This window comes from Brachybacterium sp. EE-P12, assembly GCF_003711805.1.
Lineage (GTDB): Bacteria > Actinomycetota > Actinomycetes > Actinomycetales > Dermabacteraceae > Brachybacterium.
On sequence record NZ_QXCP01000002.1, the window covers coordinates 44,005 to 62,353 of the forward strand.

Here is an 18,349-nt window from a genome sequence, read left to right on the forward strand (position 1 = left end):
TTCAGAGGTTCTCGAGGACGGCCTCGAGCTGGTCCGGATCGAGCTGGCCGGGGCAGGCGTCGAGGGAAAGCTGGTAGGAGATGTTCGAGACGCCGCGCAGGGTCTCCGGGCTGAGCCTCGACGAGCGGAGGCCGGGGAAGTCGTCGGTCACCTCATGGAGCCGGATCTCCTCGATGGCGAAGCGTCGCTGACGGTCCTCGATGCCGGGGACATCGTCTCCCAGAGTTCTCAGGACGTCCTCATAGGGGACTCCGTGCTCGGCGATCCGTGCGGTGAGCTCCTCCAGCGACTCGCCCTCGGCGCTGTCGGCGATGCGGAAGGCCACGAGATGGAGGGCGCCGCCGGAGGGAGGATCGAGCTGATGCTCGCCGTGGATCGTCACTGCAGGGCTGCCGTCGCCGACGAGGGTCTTCACCTCGAGGGCGTTGGTGCGTGAGAAGTCGTGGATCGCTCCCTGTCGGCCTTTCCATGACGAGAGCGCAGCCTGGGGGTCGCGCGCGGCGAGACGCTCGAGCACTGTCAGCTCTCCGAAGAGCCCGACGAGTCGGTTCCTGTCCATCGCGGTGCGCTCTCGTGCGAGCGCGGCGCGCCACGACTCGAGGACCTCCGCCAGCTCGTCGATGCTGGGCCGGCCGCTTTCATCCGAGCGGTCGAGCATCTCGCCGATCAGGGAGAGGAACGTCCGCAGCAGTCGGGCATCGGTGCAGACGACGTCGAGCCAGTCGCGTCGCCCTCCGTCCTCGTTCGTCGCGATCCAGGCGGCGCGGAGAAGGCGCCCGAGCGGCACGTCGAACCTCTCGCGGTCCTCCGGAAGCCGTGTCATGAGATGGATGAGACCGACGTGATCCTTCACGAGCAGAGCGTCCTGGAGCCGCCAGGGGCTTCCGAGGACCGTGGACACCGACTCGCCCTCCAGCACTCGCTCGGCACGGAGCTGCTCGTAGGCCTTCTGGACGCGGGTATGGCCCCTGCTCATCATGACTCCTCGTTCCTGACGTAGTCGCCCTCCTCGTCGCGTGCGACGGCGGCCTCCGCCTCTGCGTCCTGCTCCTCCAGTTCGACGGACCAGTACTCCTCGGGGTCCTCGTCCTCGGCGTGGGGGAAGACGACGCCGAGACCGATGATCGTCCCGTCGGCATCCATGCTGGTCCTCGTCTGCGAGTCCTTCGCGGGCTCCGACTGGCCGTCGACGGCGTAGAGGAGGATCGCTCCCTGGTCGGGGCGGATCAGGCTGCGAGCCGCCTTCACGGCGCTGACCTTCCGCTTGTCGACGCCGTCGAGGATCTTGAGATCCTCTTCATCGAGCTCGCCGTTGTCGGCGAGGATCCGAAGGTCGAGCGTGTAGTCGTCGCCGGCCATCAGCGCTCGGATGTTGACGATCTCGGCGTCATCCGGGAGGGCGACGCCGAGCGTGCTCGCCGACCAGTTCTTCGACTTGAGCGGGGCTCGGCGCGACGCCTGCACGGTCACGCCGGGTGCGTACTCATGGTCGCTCTTCGACGAGCCGGAGACGAGCACGAGGTTCCACTCCGCGTCGGCGCCGTGACGCCGGAGCCAGCTGGCCATGCCCTCGGGCTGCAGCCAGCGGTCGGTCGGGGACACCCAGTACTGCTCGAGGAAGGCGAGCAGATCCGTGTTCTTGAGGCCCTGGTACATCTGGGTGGAGCTGCGCCGGGCGGAGTGGGCCCCGCGTGCAAGGACGGGACGACCGATCTCGATCGCGCGGCGGACGAGCCCCGACGAGGCCTCGAGCGCGCGCTCCCGTCCCGCAGCGGACTTGTCGAGATAGATGGTCTGACGCCTCGTCCCTCCGAGCCCGGCGCGGGCGAGCCTCGCCGCTTCCATCTTCCCCTTGCTGGTGATCTCGAGCCGGCCAGGATGGCTCTTGACCTTTATCGCGAACTCCCGGGGTGTGCGCCCCTCCTTCTCCATCTCGGCGACCTCGTCGCGGAGCTGCTTCTCGACCGTCGCGAGGTGCGCGTATTCGTCGAGCAGTCCGGGGCCCATCCAGACGCGGACGAGATCGGCATAGCCGGGGCGGAAGCCGAACCAGCGGCCCATCTGCAGCAGCGTGTCGTAGGTGTTGCTCGATCGCAGGAAGTACGAGACGACGAGTCCTTCGAGCGTCAGGCCGCGGGAGAGGGTGCCGCCGCCGACGGCGATCACCGTCTGCGTGGTGTCCGGGTCGTAGACGAGGCGATCGTCGGACGCCCCGTTGTCGATCTTGACGACGACACCTTCGAGGACCTTCTTCGCGGCGGGCCACAGGGTCGCCCACCCGGGCATCTCCTCGGAGCCGCGCAGCGCCACCGCACGGTCCTTCTCCGCCTCGTAGACCGAGCGGAACTCCGCCTCCTGGTCGTCGATGTCCAGGGCGACGTCGGAGATGAAGCCGGAGATGACCTCCTTGGTCTGCTGGTGGACTCGGACGAGCTGGGAGGTGTGGACCAGCATCGAGGAGTCCCGGGACTTCGAGGTGCGGAGCTCCCGGATCGCGGTGGCGAGGATGAACCAGCGGATCGCGGCGGCGAGCGTCGGCGTCATCTCGGGGGAGAACTCGTCGATCTTCTTCGGCCGTGGTGTGAAGATCTGGGCTTCGTGCTCCGGCACCTCGTGGGCGAGCTGATGGATCACCTCGTCCTCTCCGCTGTCGACGGTCTGATCGACGTCGAAGAAGAGCTCGGAGCCCATGTAGCTGTCCGGCTTCGGCAGCACGGAGACGAAGTCCTCCGGATAGAGGTCGCCGTCATCAGAGGGATCGATGAAGACGTTCGCGAAGGGGGTCGCCGTGTACGCGACATAGGTGCCGGTGGGGACTGCGGCCCAGAGCGCTCGGATCCGCTTGTTGATGGTGGAGACGAGATCCTTCGCGCCCAGCGTGTTCGGAGTCGCCTGGTCGGACTCGTCGTCGATGATCATGACGGGGCGGCGGTTCAGGGTCGCTTCCGGGATCGACTTGAGGAACTTCGTGACATTCGCGAGCCTCATCTCGTGCTTCTTGACGACCATGAGGGCGACGTTGCTCGTCGAGGAGAGAACCCCGGGGCTGCTGTCCTTGCCCATGTCTGCGTTCCGGCTGGTGAAGCGCTGCCAGGCGAGGCCTGAGTGCTCCTCGACGATGTCGATACCCAGGTCCTTCTGGAGACGGAGCTGCGTCTGGACGCGGAGGTTCGTGTACATGCCGGCGAGGACGATGATGATCCGGTAGCCCTCGTCGACCGCCTTGGCGATGAGACCGGTGAAGTTCGCGGTCTTGCCCGACTGGACGTAGCCGATGACGAGACCCTTGCGGCGGTCGCCGACGGCCCTGGGGTTGGCGCACTGGCGCAGGATGCGGTCGGTGGAGCGGTGGATCGACTCCACAGCATCGGTGGGCAGACCGCCCTGCTCGAGGCGCCGGCGGTATGCGGGCCATTCACCGATCCGCGTCTTCGCCCCGCTGTACCACTCGGGTCGGCCGCCGTCCTTCCGGATCATGTCACCGTCCTTGATGCGCTTGACGGTGTTCTCCTGCTCGTCGACGTATGCCTCAAGCGCCTCTCTGAAGCCGGGGAAGATGCCTTCGACAATCGCCACGACCTCGCGGTGAGCCGCGCCCTGATCCGTCTGTCCGCTGCGCCCTGCGAGGATCCCCTCGTACGCGCCGAGCGCGTCCCGGAATCGATCATCGTCCAGCAGGTTCTCCGCCATTCCGTTCTCCCCCTGATGTCGTTCGTGGTGACGGGAACAGGCTATCTGCGGTGACTGACATCCGGCGGAAGAATCCGATTCCGTGGACGCACTGCGTCGATGATCCGGGTCGCGACGTCCTCGGGATCTTCGTGCTCCCAGAAGCGGAGCACCCGCCATCCCGCGTCGCTCAGCCGTGCGGTCGAGGTGCGGTCGCGCTCGATGTTCCGTGCGATCTTCGGCCCCCAGTAGTCGGCATTGCTCTTCGGGGCGATGAAGTGCTGAGGACAGCCGTGCCAGAAGCAGCCGTCGATGAAGACGACAACCTTCACGCGCGTGAAGACGATGTCCGCCCGTCGCCGTCGATCAGCAGCGTCGGCCGGGAAGTCCACCCGGTAGCGCAGCCCGGCGGCGTGGATCCTGCGCCGCACGGCGAGCTCGGGAGAAGTGTCCTTCCGTCTGTTGGCGAGCATCGTCCGGCGCGCGTTCTCGCTGCTCGGACGTGGTGGGCGACTTTCCATCAGGTCTGTCTCCGGGGTCCTGAGGTCAGTGCGCAGGTCAGCCGGAGACCCGGCGCGCTTCCGCCGTCTCATCCGTGCGCTCTTCGATCGTCGCTTCAGGCTCCTCCTCTTCCCCGCCGCCGCGGAGCACTTGAAGGAGGGGCCGGTCGGCGGTCTCGAGCTCGTCGCCCTGCTCCTGGCCGGAGAAGGCGTTCTCGAGATGCATCTGAGCCTTCTCGGCGTGCTCGGAGAGCTCGAAGGCGCGGATCAGCTCCTCGGCATCGATGCTGGGCCTGACGCTCTCGTACTGCGTCCCGTCCAAGGTCTTCAGCATCGCCTCGAGCACGACCTGCGCACCTTCGGGGGGCACAGCCATTCCGACCTGGCGACGGACGCTCGGAGTCCCCCCGAAGAACTGGAACCAGTCGGGGAACGTCTGCAGGCGTGCTCGCTCTCGATTGGTGAGAGCCCGCGGCTCTTCCCAGTGGTACATGTGCGTACCGCCGCCGCCGGAGCCGGTCACCGTGTAGGAGGGCTCGTCTCGAGCGAGCCGCCGATAGATGTTGCTCAGCGTGACGCCCTTGACGTTGAGACGCAGGGACTCGTCCTTGAAGTTCGTGTTGAAAGCGTTCTTGCCGGCAGGAATGGCGTCGAGGCGGTCCACCACCGACTGGCGGTGCTTGATCCGGGTGTTGTTATACGCCTCGGGATGGATCGGGTCCTTCTCGATCGCTTCCCACGCGGTCTTCTGCTGCGCCTTGTAGGGCGTCGTCGGCTCCGGGACTCGGAACCCTCGATCCAGCTTCTCGGACACATCCCGACGGATCCCGGTGATGATGAAGCGGTGCCGCCGCTGCGGGAGCCCGTACTCCTCGAACTTGTAGAGGTGGGCGACGAGCTCGTACTCGAGGTCCTCATCGCCCGCCTCCGCCTCAGCGCCGTAGAACTCGGTGAAGTGCGAGTCCGTGCGGGCTGCGGCGCCGGGACGTCGGAGGGCCGAGAGGATCTTCCCGAACGCCATACCGCCGTTGGCCTTCGACAGTCCGGAGACGTTCTCCGCGATGAACCAGTCCGGCTCGTGGAGAGCCAGGGCGTGGACTCCGAACGTGTAGAGGGCGCCGTAGTCGCCGTCCAGCCCCTTGTGCTCGCCGACGGTGCTGAAGTCGTTGCACGGGAAGCCGAAGGCGAACGCATTGAACTTCGGGACCTTCCGCAGGTCGAAGTCTCTGACGTCAGCGGTGAAGACGGTGCCCTCGCCGGCGCCCTCGATGTTCTCGCGATAGGTGCGGGCAGTGTCAGGGTGGTACTCCACGGCCCAGCCGTGGCGGATCGAGGAGCCTCCGGCGCCCGAGATCCTCTTGCTCGCATCCTCCGCGCCGAGTGCGATCCCGCCTGGGCCGCTGAACATCTCGCCCAGCACGTAGTCCGGCACGAAGCCACCTCCGAAGTTCTTCTCTCGTATCGAGCAGCCTATACCTGACGAAGCCCCGATAGGGGGACGCCGTGATCCTGTGGACAGTCCTCGTCAATGGGCGGCGTGCTGCTTCCCTGCCTGTGAGCAGCATACTGTCCCGCAGCCCCGACATTCGAGTCGGTACGTGATGCGTCACTCGAGGTCAGAGGAGCTTTGCGTGCTGGCGGTCCGTCGTTGAGCAGAATCGTCGGGCCCCTGCCATGATCACGCCATGAACAAGGCGGACCTGCTGAAGCTGTCCAACCACGAGATCGAATTCCGGGCCATCGAGGCCGTCGAGCGCGCCGCAGGACGGACACCCGTCGACTTGCGCAGCAGGAAGGACGCCCTGGTCGGCGTCGCGTCCGTCGACTACGTCACGGGCGAGAAGCGCCTGATCGAGATCAAGGCCTTCGGCGGCGCCGGCCGCGGCGATTTTCTATGGCTGGAGCCCAGCCAGGTCAAGGGCTTCGAAGAGGAACTCGACGCACACCTCTACATCGTCACGAACGTCCGCTCGGCGGATCCGTCGACGATCCGGATCCTCGACGCAGCTGCGCGAGAGGCTCAGGAAGAAGCGCGAGAAGCATTACTTCGAGGCGCCGATGTCCGTCGCCGTCTACGACGACCTCGTCGCGAATGCCTCAGCACTGCCCGCCCTGGACGGCACCGGCTTCCTCCTGCAGATCCTGGACGGCGTCCTCGCCCTGCACGAGCGCGGCTTTCCCCGCACCCGCTTCGCGGCGACATGGGCGCCCGACGGGCTCCACGTCCGCCTGCACGTCGGCCGCGAGGGCGTGTTGATCAAGAGGTTCCGCTCCTCGGTGGGTGAGTCTTGAACGGTGACGCGACAGGAGATCTCTGACGAGGTGTGGGCCGTGATGGAGCCGTTGATGCCGACGGTGACCGGTCGGTCGCGGCCGTGGACGGATCACCGGCTCGCTATCGAGGGGATGGCGTGGAAGTACCGGACCGGTGCGCCGTGGCGTGACGTTCCGGAACGGTTCGGGAAGTGGAACTCGATCTACAAGCGGTTCAACCGGTGGGCCGGGGACGGCACCTGGCAGAAGCTGCTCACCGAGGTGCAGAAGCAGGCCGACGCCGCTGGGGAAATCGACTGGGTCGTCTCGATCGACTCCACGATCGCGCGCGTGCATCAGCACGGCGCGACCCTCGCCCGGGACACAGGGGGCTGTGCCGAATCACAAGAATCCGTGGTCCGAGCCGCCTGATCACGGGATCGGACGCTCCCGCGGCGGGCTGACGACCAAACTGCACCTGGTCTGCGACGGCCGCGGCCGGCCGCTGAGCATGATGATCACCGCCGGGAACATCAACGACACCACGATGATGAGCGCGGTGCTGGAGAACATCCGCGTTCCCCGCGACGGGAAGGGCCGCCCCCGCACCCACCCCGACCGGGTGCTCGCCGACAAGGGGTACCCCTCAAGGGCGAACCGCGCCTGGCTCCGCGACCGGAGGATCGCGGCGACCATCCCCGAGCGGGACGACCAGATCGCGCACCGCCGCAAGAAGCCGGGCCGGCCGATCGCTTTCGGCGACAAGCAGAAGGAACGCTACAAGGGACGCAACGTCGTAGAACGCTGCTTCAACCGTCTCAAGCAGTGGCGCGGCATCGCGATGCGCTCGGACAAACTCGCCCGCAACTACCGAGCCGCCGTCAGCCTCGCCGCGGCGCTGATCTGGATCAAGACCGATCTCCGCTGAGCGCTTCGCGCTCCTGCAGCGTGCGCTCAAGCTGTCCCACCGTCGGCGCACCCGCAAAGCCGCGCTCGGTCAGATAGACCCTGCACGCCAAGTCGGCAGTGTTCCCCTGGGACGGGAACAAGTCCTGACCGTCCAGAAGAATCGTGGGCGAGCCCGCGAAACCAGAGCTCACCGCCTCAGCCTCGGTGCGGATCAACACGAACTCCACCGGAACATCGCCCCGTCCGATCGAGTCGAGCACCAGCCGTACTCGATCGCCCGCCTCCTGCCAATTCGGGCAATCCTCGATATGCAGCACCTGGATCTTCACACGCCCATTCTCCCGCGCAACTCACGGCGGCTGGCCACCCCGCACCTTCTTGATCAACACGCCCGAGTCGGAGATGCCTGGCGACGCTCCCCAAGCGACGACCTCGGATCTGATCCTCTCCACCTTGCTCGACGACGAGCAGCGCGGGGCCCGCGAGTTCGCAGGCATCATGATCCCCGCCTGGTGGACGCGGGACCAGGTCGCCGCTCAGCTCCTCGCCGCGCTCCCGTCGATGGAGCCGGCCGGCGACGACCCCGAATGCCGGGACCACCTGCGCGAGCTCTACGAGCGCCACCGTGCGGCGGGCACGCTTCCGCTCACCGATGACGAGGGCGGCGCCTGGGGCTGAGCCCGGAAGGCCGCCCGTCGGCCGTGCGCGTCGGTGTCACCGCCCGGCCCGCACCCCGAGCACCCACGCCCCCACCAGCGCCACGACGATCCCGTTCAGCGGCGCGATCCCGATGCCGTACTCGTTCGACACCCACGCCACCACGCACCCGGCCGCGTACGGCACGAGCGCCTGCCAGCGCACCTTCTCGGTCAGCGTCGACAGCGGCGGCTGCCCGCTCCGCCAGCGGGCGATCCAGTCGCCGATGAGCACGCCGCCGACCGGCGGGATGAGGATGCCGATCAGGCTGATGCTCCGCGCACGACGCTGAAGTATTATCCTGTAACCCTTGCTATTCGACGTGCCAGTCCCACCGTCCCGCTGTCGACTTTGTGGATTTTTTGTCAGCTCGCCGACCTTTATCGCGATATGGAAATAGGCTTCTCGCGACCACCCATAGTATTCCAATTATCTCGACAACCGAGGCGCTCATCCAGGCGATCATTAGAGTGGGGTCAAGGGTCTTTGGCTGCCATATCAGATAGATGCCGAAGTAGACATTCGAGATGACAAGTTGGAGAGCAACGAGCGCAATGGCCCAATAGGCGACTATTTTGCGTAGCCTCTGGTCCTGCTTGCGGCCATCGTTCTTGAGCTTCTCTTTGCGTGCCTTATTGACGGCCTGAGCATCGATTGTTTCGGCTTCGTCGCTGCGAGGGGGTGATCCCGCCTCCCGATGGATCTTGCTCCCGCTTTTGCCGCCGGACTTGAGCTGGTCCTCTAGGTTCTGTGCAAGTTGGAGATCGCGCTCAACCGCTGAGCCGAGGTCGGCTTCTTCCCGGTCGGCGTTGGGGGATAGGCCGCTTTCGACGAAGCTCTCGTATTCCTCTGTTCGTAAGCGCTTTGCCATGTCACTTGAGCCCGAGATTGGCGAGGCGGAACTCAAGAGATTGTTTGGATACGTTGTACTTAGTTGCCATATCGCTCAAAGACTTTCCCATCCCCCAATCCTTTGCCACAATGTGGGCAGGCATCAGGAGGTCGGCTGCAAAGCGATTGGCGAAACGCTCTTCGGGGTCGGTTCCTTGGCTTGCTAAGGCTGCGCGCTCCTCGACATATCCCATCGGTCCGTCATCCCTATGCCGCATGAAGTGGCCGATTTCATGGGCGAGAGTAAATCGTTGACGCCGGGGGTGGTCTGCCGAGTTCAGGTATGCGCGCACTGTCGACTCCCCTTCTTCCTTCAAAAGAAAGCCCGCCGTGTCCGATGGTAGCGGAGTGATTATGACTTCAATATTTAGCCGCTGGGCAATGACGAATGGGTCGATTGGGAAGCGCACCCTTCCGTTGATATTCCAGTGCTCATTGCGAACGTCGCGGGCGAGCTGTGATGTGGTCATTACTCCACCTCCTTTGAATTAAGAGGGAACGGGACCGACCATGGTGGCGATCTAGGCGAATTGCCAGCACTCTCAGTCTCCGATTAGAGGCTGGCAGTTCTGTGTAGAAAGTTCGCCTGGGTTGACATCGTAGCAGTGCTTGACAGACTGTGCGGGATGCTGTATACGGGCAGGTCCGGGCGGTCGGTGGGTTGCATCTTGCCGGATACGCTCCCTAGAGATCGGCTGGCCAGGTCAGCGTGCGTCAGTCGAAGCTTTGGAATGGCGCTTGCCTCTTTCTGCTACGACTCTGAGTGTTGACCAGAGTTAACGTTTGAGCGGAGCGCCGCAAGCAGCTTGCGGAGTCAGACTCGTCGCCCGGCCCGCACCCCCAGCACCCACGCCCCCACCAGCGCCACCACGATCCCGTTCAGCGGCGCGATCCCGATGCCGTACTCGTTCGACACCCACGCCACCACGCACCCGGCCGCGTACGGCACGAGCGCCTGCCAGCGCACCTTCTCGGTCAGCGTCGACAGCGGCGGCTGCCCGCTCCGCCACCGCGCGATCCAGTCGCCGATGAGCACCCCGCCGACCGGCGGGATGAGGATGCCGATGAGGCTGAGGTAGCCCACGATGTGCCCCTCGACGCCGAGCAGCGCCAGCACGGTGCCGATGGCGACGCCGCCGATGATGAAGGGGCCCTTGCGCCTCGCGTTCGCGAGCTCGGCCCCGGCGACGCCGAAGGCGTAGGCGGCATCCGCGTTGGACTTCCACAGGTTGCCGAACAGGAAGAACAGGCCCCAGCCGATCATGCCCATGCCCAGCAGCAGCGTGGTGAAGTCGCCCTCGCCGAACGCGAGCGCGGAGACGGCGCCGAAGAACACCATCAGCCCGTTGCCGATCACGAAGCCGAGCCCGCAGGCGATGACGGCGTCGCGGCCGCGCCTCGCGAACCGGGTCCAGTTCGCGGCCTGCGTGCCGGCGGAGGCGAAGGTGCCCACCACGGTCGTCACGGCCGCGGCCCAGGTCATGGAGGTGGTGGGAGCGATGTCGAACAGGCCCCGCCAGCCGCCCACCTCGGTGAGCGCGAGCGCGGTGATCCAGAAGGCGAGCACCAGGATCAGCGGCGTCGAGATCAGCGAGACCCAGTACATGCCCTCGTAGCCGTACAGCGCCGTGAGCATCATCAGGGCGGAGACGCCGATCATCACCAGCGCCGGGGCCCAGGCGCTCTCCCATCCGAAGGCGAGCGCGGTCATCTGCCCGATCGAGCCGACCGCCACCCCGTACCAGCCGATCTGCGTGCCGCCCAGCAGTACGGAGACGAGCTTCGAGCCAGCGGTGCCGAAGGTGTACCTCGACATGACCACGGTGGTCAGCCCGGTGCGGGCGCCGAGGAAGCCGATCGCGGCGACGTACGCGCCGAGCACCAGCGAGCCCACCAGCAGCACGGCCAGGAATTCGGAGAAGCGGAAGGCCGCGCCGATGGAGGCGCCGGCCATGAGCGTCGGCGCGAAGACGGTGAAGCCGATCAGCACCACCGAGATCGAGACCACGCCCCGCCGTGCGGAGGCGGGGACGGGCGTGACGGGGTAGTCAGGATCGACTGCGTCGACGGGCCGCCCCTCCGCCTCCTCGCGCAGCTCCGCCGCGGTCACCGGTCCTGGCCCTCGGTGCCCGCGGCTGCGGAGCGGTCGGCCGACGCACCCAGCTCGCCCGTCTCCACCCCGATGTCCTCACTCCAGATCTCGGGCCGCTCGGCGATCATCCGCTCCATCAGCGCGATGCACTCGGGATCGTCGAGCACGTCCACCACCACGCCGCGCTCGCGCAGCAGGCCCTCGGCCATCTCGAAGGTGCGGTTCTCGCCCACCACGATCCGCGGGATCTCGTACAGCAGCGCGGTGCCGGAGCACATGATGCACGGCGACAGGGTCGTGTACAGCACGGACTCGCGGTACACGCTCGCGCGCAGCCGTCCGGCCTTCTCGATCGTGTCGGTCTCGCCGTGCAGGATCGCGGAGTCCTTCTGCACACGCTGGTTGTGCCCGGCGGCGAGCACCTGCCCGTCGTGCACGAGCACCGCGCCGATCGGCACCCCGCCCTCGTCCCAGCTCTTCCTCGCCTGCTCGATCGCGAGGGAGAGGAAGCGGCGGTCGTCCTCTGGGGTGGGGGTCCAGGTCATGGGGAATGCTCCTGCTCTCGGGAAAGGTCGCACGGCATCGTACGAGGGCGGGGCCGCTTCCCGCACCACGTGCGCGTCGGCACGACCTGGTATGAGAGCGATCCGGCACCCGCCAGAGCGTTCCTGCGGGAATGCCCTGGCCCCTGCGGCGACACCCCGTCCGTCCCTGAGACCCCGCATCACGAGAAGGTCACGACGCCTCTGTGGCCTTCGGGCCGGATGCTCGAGCGGACACCATGGCCGCACCCCGCTGCAGGCGCACGGGACATGTCCCCTCTCCCCGAGCCACAGGAGCAGCCATGTCCTACGTCCAGCCCGCCGACCTGGTGGACCGGCTCACCGCCGCCGGTGCCTCGAAGGTCTCCTACCCTGCCGGGGTCACGGTGCTGCGCGCCTCGATGGCCGGCGCGATCCTCACCCTCGGCGCCGCCTTCTCCGTCACCGTCTCCACCCAGACGGGCGAACCCCTGCTGGGGGCTCTGCTGTTCCCCGTCGGCTTCATCCTGCTGTACCTGATGGGCTTCGACCTGCTCACCGGCGTGTTCACGCTGGTGCCGATCGCGTGGATCGCCCGGAAGCCGGGCGTCTCCCTCGGCCCGATGCTGCGCACCTGGGGCCTGATGTTCCTCGGCAACCTCCTGGGCGCCTTCACCGTCGCGGTGCTGATGGCCATCTACTTCACCTACGGCTTCTCCTCCCCGCCGAACGCTGTGGGGGAGGCGATCGCCGAGATCGGGCACGGCCGCACCGTCGGCTACGCGGACCACGGCGCCGCCGGGATGCTCACCCTGTTCGTGCGCGCGGTGCTGTGCAACTGGATGGTCTCCACCGGCGTGATCGGTGCGTTCATGACGGACGACGTGCTGGGGAAGATCGCCTGCATGTGGATGCCCGTGATGCTCTTCTTCTACATGGGCTTCGAGCACTCCATCGTGAACATGTTCCTGTTCCCCTCCGGCCTGCTGCTCGGCGCGGACTTCACGCTCATGGACTACCTGCTCTGGAACGAGATCCCCACCGTGGCCGGGAACCTGGTGGGCGGGCTGGTCTTCGTGGGGCTGCCGCTCTACTACGCCCACCGCCGCCGGCGCAGCTCCGCGGCCGACGGCGCGACCGCCGGCACGGTCCCCGCCGCCCCCGCGACCACCGCCCCCGCCGACCCGTCGGCCGACGGCCCCGCGGAGACGCCCGAGCTGGTGGGGGCGACCCGATGAGCACCCGCATCGTCGTGATCGGCGCCGGGATGGCGGCGCACCGCCTGGTCGACTCCCTGGTCACCCGCGCCGAGGAGCGCCTGAGCGTGACCGTGCTCGGCGACGAGGCCCGCCGCCCCTACGACCGGGTAGGCCTGACCCGCTTCTTCGACGGGGACAGCGCCGAGGACCTCGCCCTCCCCGCCACGATCTTCGCCGACCCCCGCGTCACCCTCCACGAGGACGACCCGGCCACCGCGATCGACCGCGGGGACCGCACCGTCACCACCGCCTCAGGCGTCGTCCACCCCTACGACCACCTGGTCCTCGCGACCGGCTCGGTCGCCGCCCGGCCCCCGGTCGAGGGTGCGGAGCTGCCCGGATGCTTCGTCTACCGCACTCTCGAGGACGTCGGGTCCCTGCAGCGCCACGTCCAGGAGCGGGCTACGGCCCTGGACCGCCCCGTGCGAGGGGTCGTCGTCGGCGGCGGGCTGCTCGGCCTCGAGGCCGCGGGCGCCCTGCAGGGCATGGACGCCGAGGCCACCGTCCTCCAGTCCAGCGACCGGCTCATGTCCGCGCAGCTGGACCTTCCCGCCGGGGCCGTGCTGCGCCGCCTCATCGAGGCCCGCGGCATCGCGGTGCGCACCGAGGCCCGCACCACCGCGCTCCGCCCCGGCCCCGACGGAGCGGTCGAGTCCGTCGTCCTCCGGGAGGGCGACGAGCTGCCCGCCGATCTCGTCGTCCTCACCGTCGGCGTGCGCCCCCGGGACGAGCTCGCTCGCGCCGTCGGTCTCGACTGCGAGGAGCGCGGCGGCGTGCGGATCGACGAGGCCTGCACGACCTCGGACCCCCGGGTCCACGCGATCGGCGAGGTCGCTGCCTTCGAGGGGCAGTGCGTGGGCCTGGTCGCCCCCGGCTTCGCCATGGCCGAGGTGGTCTGCGACCGGATCCTCGGCGGGAGCGCGACCTTCGCCGGCTACGATCTCTCCACCAAGCTCAAGCTCTCCGGCGTGGACGTCGCCTCCTTCGGCGACGCCTTCGCCACCACCCCCGGCGCCCTCGACATCGTCTACACCGACCCCGTGGCCGGCGTGCACAAGAAGCTCGTTCTCTCCGACGACGCGAAGACCCTGCTCGGCGGGATGCTCGTCGGCGATGCGAGCGCCTACGGGGCGCTGCGCCCCCTGGTGGGCGGGCCCCTCGGCGGCGACCCCGCCGCCCACCTCCTGCCTGCGGGCGGTCTCTCCGCCCCCACCTCCGAGCTGCCCGACGAGGCGATCGTCTGCTCCTGCTCCTCGGTGAGCGCCGGCGCCATCCGCCACGCCGTGCGCGAGCAGGGCTGCACCGACGCCGCCGGGGTCACCGCCTGCACCAAGGCGGGCGCCACCTGCGGCTCCTGCACCGTGATGGTCAAGTCCCTGGTCACCGGCGAGCTCGTGAAGCTCGGCAAGGCCGTGACCACCGGGCTGTGCGAGCACGTCGACCTCTCCCGCCGCCAGCTCTTCGACGCCGTGCACGTCTCAGGCCTCACCACCTTCAGTGCCGTCATCGAACGCTTCGGCCGCGGCCGTGGCTGCGACGTCTGCAAGCCCGTGCTCGCCAGCATCCTCGCCGTCCTCGGCGGGGAGCACGTGCTGGACGGCGAGAACGCGACCCTGCAGGACACCAACGACCACGTCATGGCGAACCTGCAGAAGGACGGCACCTACTCCGTGGTCCCCCGCATGCCCGGCGGGGAGGTCACCCCTGAGGGCCTCATCGTGGTCGGCGAGGTCGCGCGCGACTTCGGGCTCTACACCAAGATCACCGGCGGCCAGCGGGTGGACATGCTCGGCGCCCGCCTCGAGCAGCTGCCCCAGATCTGGCAGCGCCTGGTGGACGCGGGATTCGAGTCCGGCCACGCCTACGGCAAGTCCCTGCGCACCGTGAAGTCCTGCGTCGGCTCCGCCTGGTGCCGCTACGGCGTGCTGGACTCCACGGACATGGCGGTGCGGCTCGAGCTGCGCTACCGCGGCCTGCGCGCCCCGCACAAGCTGAAGCTCGGCGTCTCCGGCTGCGCCCGCGAATGCGCCGAGGCCCGTTCCAAGGACGCCGGCATCATCGCCACCGCCCAGGGCTGGAACCTGTACGTCGGCGGGAACGGCGGCGCGACCCCGCGCCACGCCGAGCTGCTCGCCGAGGGCCTGGACGACGACACCCTGATCCGCACCCTGGACAGGTACTTCATGTACTACCTCCGCACCGCGGACAAGCTCCAGCGCACCGCTCCCTGGCTCGAGGCCCTCGACGGCGGGATCGACGGGCTTCGCGCGGTGATCCTCGAGGACTCCCTGGGCCTCGCCGCGGATCTCGACGCCGCCATGGCCCGCCACGTCGAGAACTACCGCGACGAATGGGCGGAGACCCTCGCCGACCCGGCCAAGCTCGCCCGCTTCCGCTCCTTCGTCAACGCGCCCACCACCCCCGACCCCGGCCTCGCCCATGTCCCCGAACGCGGCCAGATCCGCCCCGCCCGGCCCGAGGAGCGCGATGGGGACTCCGTCCTGATCGCCGGCACGACACTGGAGGTGCGACGATGACCACGACCCTCACCACCCCCACCCTCGCCCCGCAGCTCGCCGCGAACTGGGAGCGGCTGTGCCCGCTGGAGGACCTCGAGGTCGAGCGCGGCCGCGCCGCCCTCCTCGGGGAGGAGCAGGTCGCCTTGTTCCTGCTGCCGGGCGGGGACGTCCGCGCGGTCGACAATCACGACCCCTACTCGGGCGCGAACGTCATCGCCCGCGGCATCGTCGGCTCCCGCGGCGGCCGCCCCACCATCGCCTCCCCGATGTACAAGCAGGTCTTCGACCTCCGCTCCGGGACCTGTGTGGACACCCGCGGGAAGGCCGTGAAGCGACTGCGGGTCTGGCCCGTGCGCACCCTGGACGGGGACCTGTACGTGCTGCGCGGGGGCGCGCGATGAGCGGCGCCTTCCCCGGCCGCGTCGCCCTCGTCGGCGGTGGACCCGGCCCGCTGGACCTGCTCACCGTGCGCGCCCTGCGCCTCCTGCGCGCAGCCGACGTGGTGATCGCCGACAGGCTCGGCCCCGCCGCCGAGATCCGCGCCGAGCTGCGGCCCGACGCGCTCCTGGTCGACGTGGGCAAGCGTCCCGACCACCACCCCGTCCCGCAGGAGCGGATCAGCACGCTGCTGGTCGAGCACGCCCTGGCGGGCCGCGCCGTGGTGCGACTCAAGGGCGGGGACCCGTTCGTGCTCGGCCGCGGCGGGGAGGAGATGCTCGCCTGCCGGGCCGCGGGGATCGAGGTCGAGGTGGTCCCCGGGATCTCCAGCGCCCTCGCCGTGCCCCAGGCCGCCGGGATCCCCGTCACCCATCGCGGCACCTCCGCGAGCGTGCACGTGGTCAGCGGGCACGACGCCGCCGGGCCCTGCGGCCCGTCGGCCGCGACCCTCGCCGCGCTCGCCGACGAGGCCGTGACCACCGTGGTGCTGATGGGGGTGCGGACCCTGCCGACGCTGGTCGCGGCGGCCCGCGCCCACGGCGTGCCGGGTGAGCGGCCGGTGGCGATCATCGAGAACGGGCACACCCCGCGTCAGCGCACCACCCGAATCACTCTCGAGGGCGCCGTGCGCGCGGCGGAGGAGGCGCAGGTGCGCAGCCCGGCCGTGATCGTGATCGGCGAGGTCGCCCGGGAGGGGCTGCTCGGGGACCCGCCGTCGACGCTGGGCACGGCGCTGCCCGACGTCCTCCCCGTCGGCGCTGCCCTCGCGGGACCTGGGGCGTGAGCACCCCCGCCCGGCTCTCGTCCGCGCTCGCCGGCCGCTGTCTCGTCCTCGCCCTGGACCGCCGGGCCGACGAGCTCGCCGCGGCGCTGACCCGTCACGGCGCCGAGATACGCCACGCCCCCGCGATGAGCATGATCCCGCACGTCGACGACCCGCTGCTGCTGGCTCGCACCGCCGAGCTCGTCACACGTCCGCCGCGGCTGCTGGTCGTGACCACCGGTGTGGGAGTGCGCGGGTGGTTCGAGGCGGCCGACGCCGCGGGGATCGCTCCCGCGCTGCGCACAGCGCTCTCCGGCACCCGGGTCCTCGCCCGCGGACCCAAGGCCTGCGGCGCCGCCCGGAGCGTCGGCCTCGACGTCGACTGGGTCGCGAGCAGCGGCACCTCCGCCGAGATCATCGACCACCTAGCGGACCGGGACCTGCGCGGAGTCCGCGCCGCGGTGCAGCATCACGGCTCCGGGGCCGACGGGCTCGACGAGGTGCTCGAACGCTCCGGCGCGGAGGTGACGGCCCTGACCGTCTACCGCTGGGGACCGCCTCGCGACCCAGCGGCAGTGCACCTCTCCGTGCGCGCCGCCGCCGCCGGAGAGGTGGACGCGGTGCTGTTCACCGCCGCGCCCGGCACCGAGAACTGGCTGGCCGCCGCCGAACGGGCCGGCGCCCTGCCCGGTATCGCCGAGCACGCCCGCGCCGGAGAGCTGCTGATGGCGGCCGTCGGCCCCCTCACCGCGGCCCCGCTCGAGGAGCGGGGGATCCCCGCGCTGATGCCCGCCCGCAGCCGGATGGGCGCGCTCGTGCGCGCCGTCGTCCGGCACTACGACCTCGTCGACCCTCACCGTCGTCACCAGGAGGACGCCCCGTGACCACCCTGGTCGCCTGCTCCCACGGCACCCGCTCCCTCGCCGGCCGGGCCGTCATCGCCCGGATCCGCGCCGCGCTCGCCGCCGCGGTTCCCGAGGCCGCGGTGCGGGAGGCCTACGTCGACGTCGAACAGCCCGAGGTCGGCGGCGTCGTCGCGCGAGCCGCTGCGGCGGGGCCCGTCGTCGTGGTGCCGCTGCTGCTCTCGACCGGGTTCCACACCGGTGTGGACATCGCCGCGGCCGTCGGTCCCCACGCCCGGGCCCGCGCGGCCGAGCCGCTCGGTCCCCACGAGGCCCTGGCGGGGGTGCTGCTGGACCGCCTCGCCGAGGTCGGGGACGGCGACGCCGGGCAGCGATCCGGCGATCACGTGGTCCTCGCCGCAGCCGGCTCCACCGACCCGGCGGCGACCTGCGCCGTCGAGCACACGCGGTCGCTTCTCGCCGCCCGCCTGCGCTGCCCTGTCACGATCGGGTTCGGAGCGGGCGGCCCGCCGACGATCCCGCAGGCCGTCGAAGCGGCTCGGAGGGCGGGCGCGCGGCGGGTGATCGCGGCGAGCTACGTGCTGGCCCCGGGCCATTTCGCGGGCCTCGTCCGCACTGCCGGGGCGGACCTCGTCACGGCCCCGCTCGGTGCCCATCCGGAGGTGGTCGCCGTCGCCGCCGCACGTTTCCGGCAGGCGTGCACGGCCCTCGTCCGGTCGGCGGGCTGATCCAGAGGGCGCGGCGGAGTACCTGTGGCACTGCGACGCGGAAGGCCGCTGCTCGCTGGACAGCGAAGGGCTGGAGGTCGAGACCGACCGGCGCGGCGTGCAGATCGCCGATGCCTCCGACGCCGTGACCCTCACCAGCATCGGGCCGGGCTGCTGCACCGGACGCCGGCCGCATCTGCACCCCGATGCGAAGTCCGCCGCTCGGTTCCGGAGCCGCTCCCTCGCAGGGGCCTGGCGAGGGCGTCGGC

The 18,349-nt window shown here is 69.3% G+C and carries 19 protein-coding genes; 9 read left to right on the forward strand and 10 right to left on the reverse strand.

What is annotated here, in order from left to right:
* Window position 1: 1 nt before the first annotated feature.
* Genes D1648_RS01315 through D1648_RS01330 form a run of 4 tightly spaced genes read right to left on the reverse strand, consistent with a single transcriptional unit; the run spans window position 2 to window position 5,601 of the window.
* The gene (locus D1648_RS01315) at window positions 2-976 is read right to left on the reverse strand and encodes a PD-(D/E)XK motif protein (RefSeq protein ID WP_164518531.1); all 975 of its coding nucleotides are present in this window, start codon (window positions 974-976) and stop codon (window positions 2-4) included.
* A complete protein-coding gene (locus tag D1648_RS01320) occupies window positions 976-3,690 on the reverse strand; it encodes a Z1 domain-containing protein (RefSeq protein WP_164518532.1) in 2,715 nt (904 codons plus the stop codon). Before D1648_RS01320 ends, D1648_RS01315 begins: the two co-directional genes overlap by 1 nt.
* Window positions 3,691-3,731: 41 nt before the next feature.
* Complete coding sequence (locus D1648_RS01325; protein ID WP_122939052.1) at window positions 3,732-4,190, reverse strand: very short patch repair endonuclease; 459 nt, start codon at window positions 4,188-4,190, stop codon at window positions 3,732-3,734.
* Between the two features lie 37 nt (window positions 4,191-4,227).
* Window positions 4,228-5,601: a DNA cytosine methyltransferase gene (locus D1648_RS01330; RefSeq protein WP_206424754.1), complete on the reverse strand. Its 1,374-nt coding sequence runs from the start codon at window positions 5,599-5,601 to the stop codon at window positions 4,228-4,230.
* A gap of 253 nt (window positions 5,602-5,854) precedes the next feature.
* Between D1648_RS01330 and D1648_RS17765 the strand changes: the two genes are divergently transcribed.
* Both D1648_RS17765 and D1648_RS01340 read left to right on the forward strand, forming a co-directional pair.
* Complete coding sequence (locus D1648_RS17765) at window positions 5,855-6,454, forward strand: hypothetical protein (protein WP_126281959.1); 600 nt, start codon at window positions 5,855-5,857, stop codon at window positions 6,452-6,454.
* A 49-nt stretch (window positions 6,455-6,503) separates the two neighbouring features.
* Window positions 6,504-7,350 (forward strand): IS5 family transposase gene (locus tag D1648_RS01340; protein ID WP_370239738.1). Its coding sequence is split into 2 segments (ribosomal slippage): window positions 6,504-6,809 and window positions 6,811-7,350, totalling 846 coding nucleotides; the frame shifts between segments, so codons are not numbered across the junction.
* Here the strand turns inward: D1648_RS01340 and D1648_RS01345 are convergent.
* Window positions 7,331-7,660 carry a hypothetical protein gene (locus tag D1648_RS01345; protein WP_026095586.1) on the reverse strand — a complete coding sequence of 110 codons (330 nt, stop codon included), beginning with the start codon at window positions 7,658-7,660 and terminating at the stop codon, window positions 7,331-7,333. The genes D1648_RS01340 and D1648_RS01345 overlap by 20 nt on opposite strands.
* Before the next feature lie 124 nt (window positions 7,661-7,784).
* On the opposite strand from D1648_RS01345, the gene D1648_RS01350 reads away from it, so the two are divergent.
* Window positions 7,785-8,009 (forward strand): hypothetical protein, encoded by a 225-nt coding sequence (locus D1648_RS01350; RefSeq protein WP_126281960.1) that lies wholly within the window; start codon window positions 7,785-7,787, stop codon window positions 8,007-8,009.
* A gap of 36 nt (window positions 8,010-8,045) precedes the next feature.
* Here D1648_RS01350 and D1648_RS01355 read toward each other — a convergent pair whose 3' ends face one another.
* The 5 genes from D1648_RS01355 to D1648_RS01370 all read right to left on the reverse strand — a co-directional run bounded on the left by D1648_RS01355 (window position 8,046) and on the right by D1648_RS01370 (window position 11,555).
* A complete protein-coding gene (locus tag D1648_RS01355) occupies window positions 8,046-8,261 on the reverse strand; it encodes a hypothetical protein (RefSeq protein ID WP_241155312.1) in 216 nt (71 codons plus the stop codon).
* A gap of 79 nt (window positions 8,262-8,340) precedes the next feature.
* Window positions 8,341-8,898, reverse strand: coding sequence for a hypothetical protein (locus D1648_RS17815; protein ID WP_164518530.1), 558 nt, complete (start codon window positions 8,896-8,898; stop codon window positions 8,341-8,343).
* A gap of 1 nt (window position 8,899) precedes the next feature.
* Complete coding sequence (locus tag D1648_RS01360) at window positions 8,900-9,388, reverse strand: ImmA/IrrE family metallo-endopeptidase (RefSeq protein ID WP_122939021.1); 489 nt, start codon at window positions 9,386-9,388, stop codon at window positions 8,900-8,902.
* Between the two features lie 344 nt (window positions 9,389-9,732).
* Window positions 9,733-11,028, reverse strand: coding sequence for a cytosine permease (gene codB / locus D1648_RS01365; RefSeq protein ID WP_122939022.1), 1,296 nt, complete (start codon window positions 11,026-11,028; stop codon window positions 9,733-9,735).
* Window positions 11,025-11,555 (reverse strand): nucleoside deaminase, encoded by a 531-nt coding sequence (locus D1648_RS01370; RefSeq protein ID WP_122939023.1) that lies wholly within the window; start codon window positions 11,553-11,555, stop codon window positions 11,025-11,027. The genes codB and D1648_RS01370 overlap by 4 nt, the downstream gene beginning before the upstream one ends.
* 299 nt (window positions 11,556-11,854) lie before the next feature.
* Here D1648_RS01370 and D1648_RS01375 point away from each other — a divergent pair, with 299 nt between their 5' ends.
* From D1648_RS01375 to D1648_RS01400, 6 genes are read left to right on the forward strand one after another with little or no spacing between them, the layout of a single operon-like run.
* Window positions 11,855-12,769, forward strand: coding sequence for a formate/nitrite transporter family protein (locus tag D1648_RS01375; protein ID WP_122939024.1), 915 nt, complete (start codon window positions 11,855-11,857; stop codon window positions 12,767-12,769).
* Window positions 12,766-15,327, forward strand: a complete 2,562-nt coding sequence (gene nirB, locus D1648_RS01380; RefSeq protein ID WP_122939025.1) for a nitrite reductase large subunit NirB — start codon at window positions 12,766-12,768, stop codon at window positions 15,325-15,327. Before D1648_RS01375 ends, nirB begins: the two co-directional genes overlap by 4 nt.
* Complete coding sequence (nirD, locus tag D1648_RS01385; RefSeq protein ID WP_122939026.1) at window positions 15,324-15,710, forward strand: nitrite reductase small subunit NirD; 387 nt, start codon at window positions 15,324-15,326, stop codon at window positions 15,708-15,710. Before nirB ends, nirD begins: the two co-directional genes overlap by 4 nt.
* A complete protein-coding gene (gene cobA / locus D1648_RS01390; protein ID WP_122939027.1) occupies window positions 15,707-16,531 on the forward strand; it encodes a uroporphyrinogen-III C-methyltransferase in 825 nt (274 codons plus the stop codon). Before nirD ends, cobA begins: the two co-directional genes overlap by 4 nt.
* A complete protein-coding gene (locus D1648_RS01395) occupies window positions 16,528-17,394 on the forward strand; it encodes a uroporphyrinogen-III synthase (RefSeq protein ID WP_122939028.1) in 867 nt (288 codons plus the stop codon). The genes cobA and D1648_RS01395 overlap by 4 nt, the downstream gene beginning before the upstream one ends.
* Complete coding sequence (locus D1648_RS01400) at window positions 17,391-18,101, forward strand: sirohydrochlorin chelatase (protein WP_122939029.1); 711 nt, start codon at window positions 17,391-17,393, stop codon at window positions 18,099-18,101. The genes D1648_RS01395 and D1648_RS01400 overlap by 4 nt, the downstream gene beginning before the upstream one ends.
* Window positions 18,102-18,349: the final 248 nt, after the last annotated feature.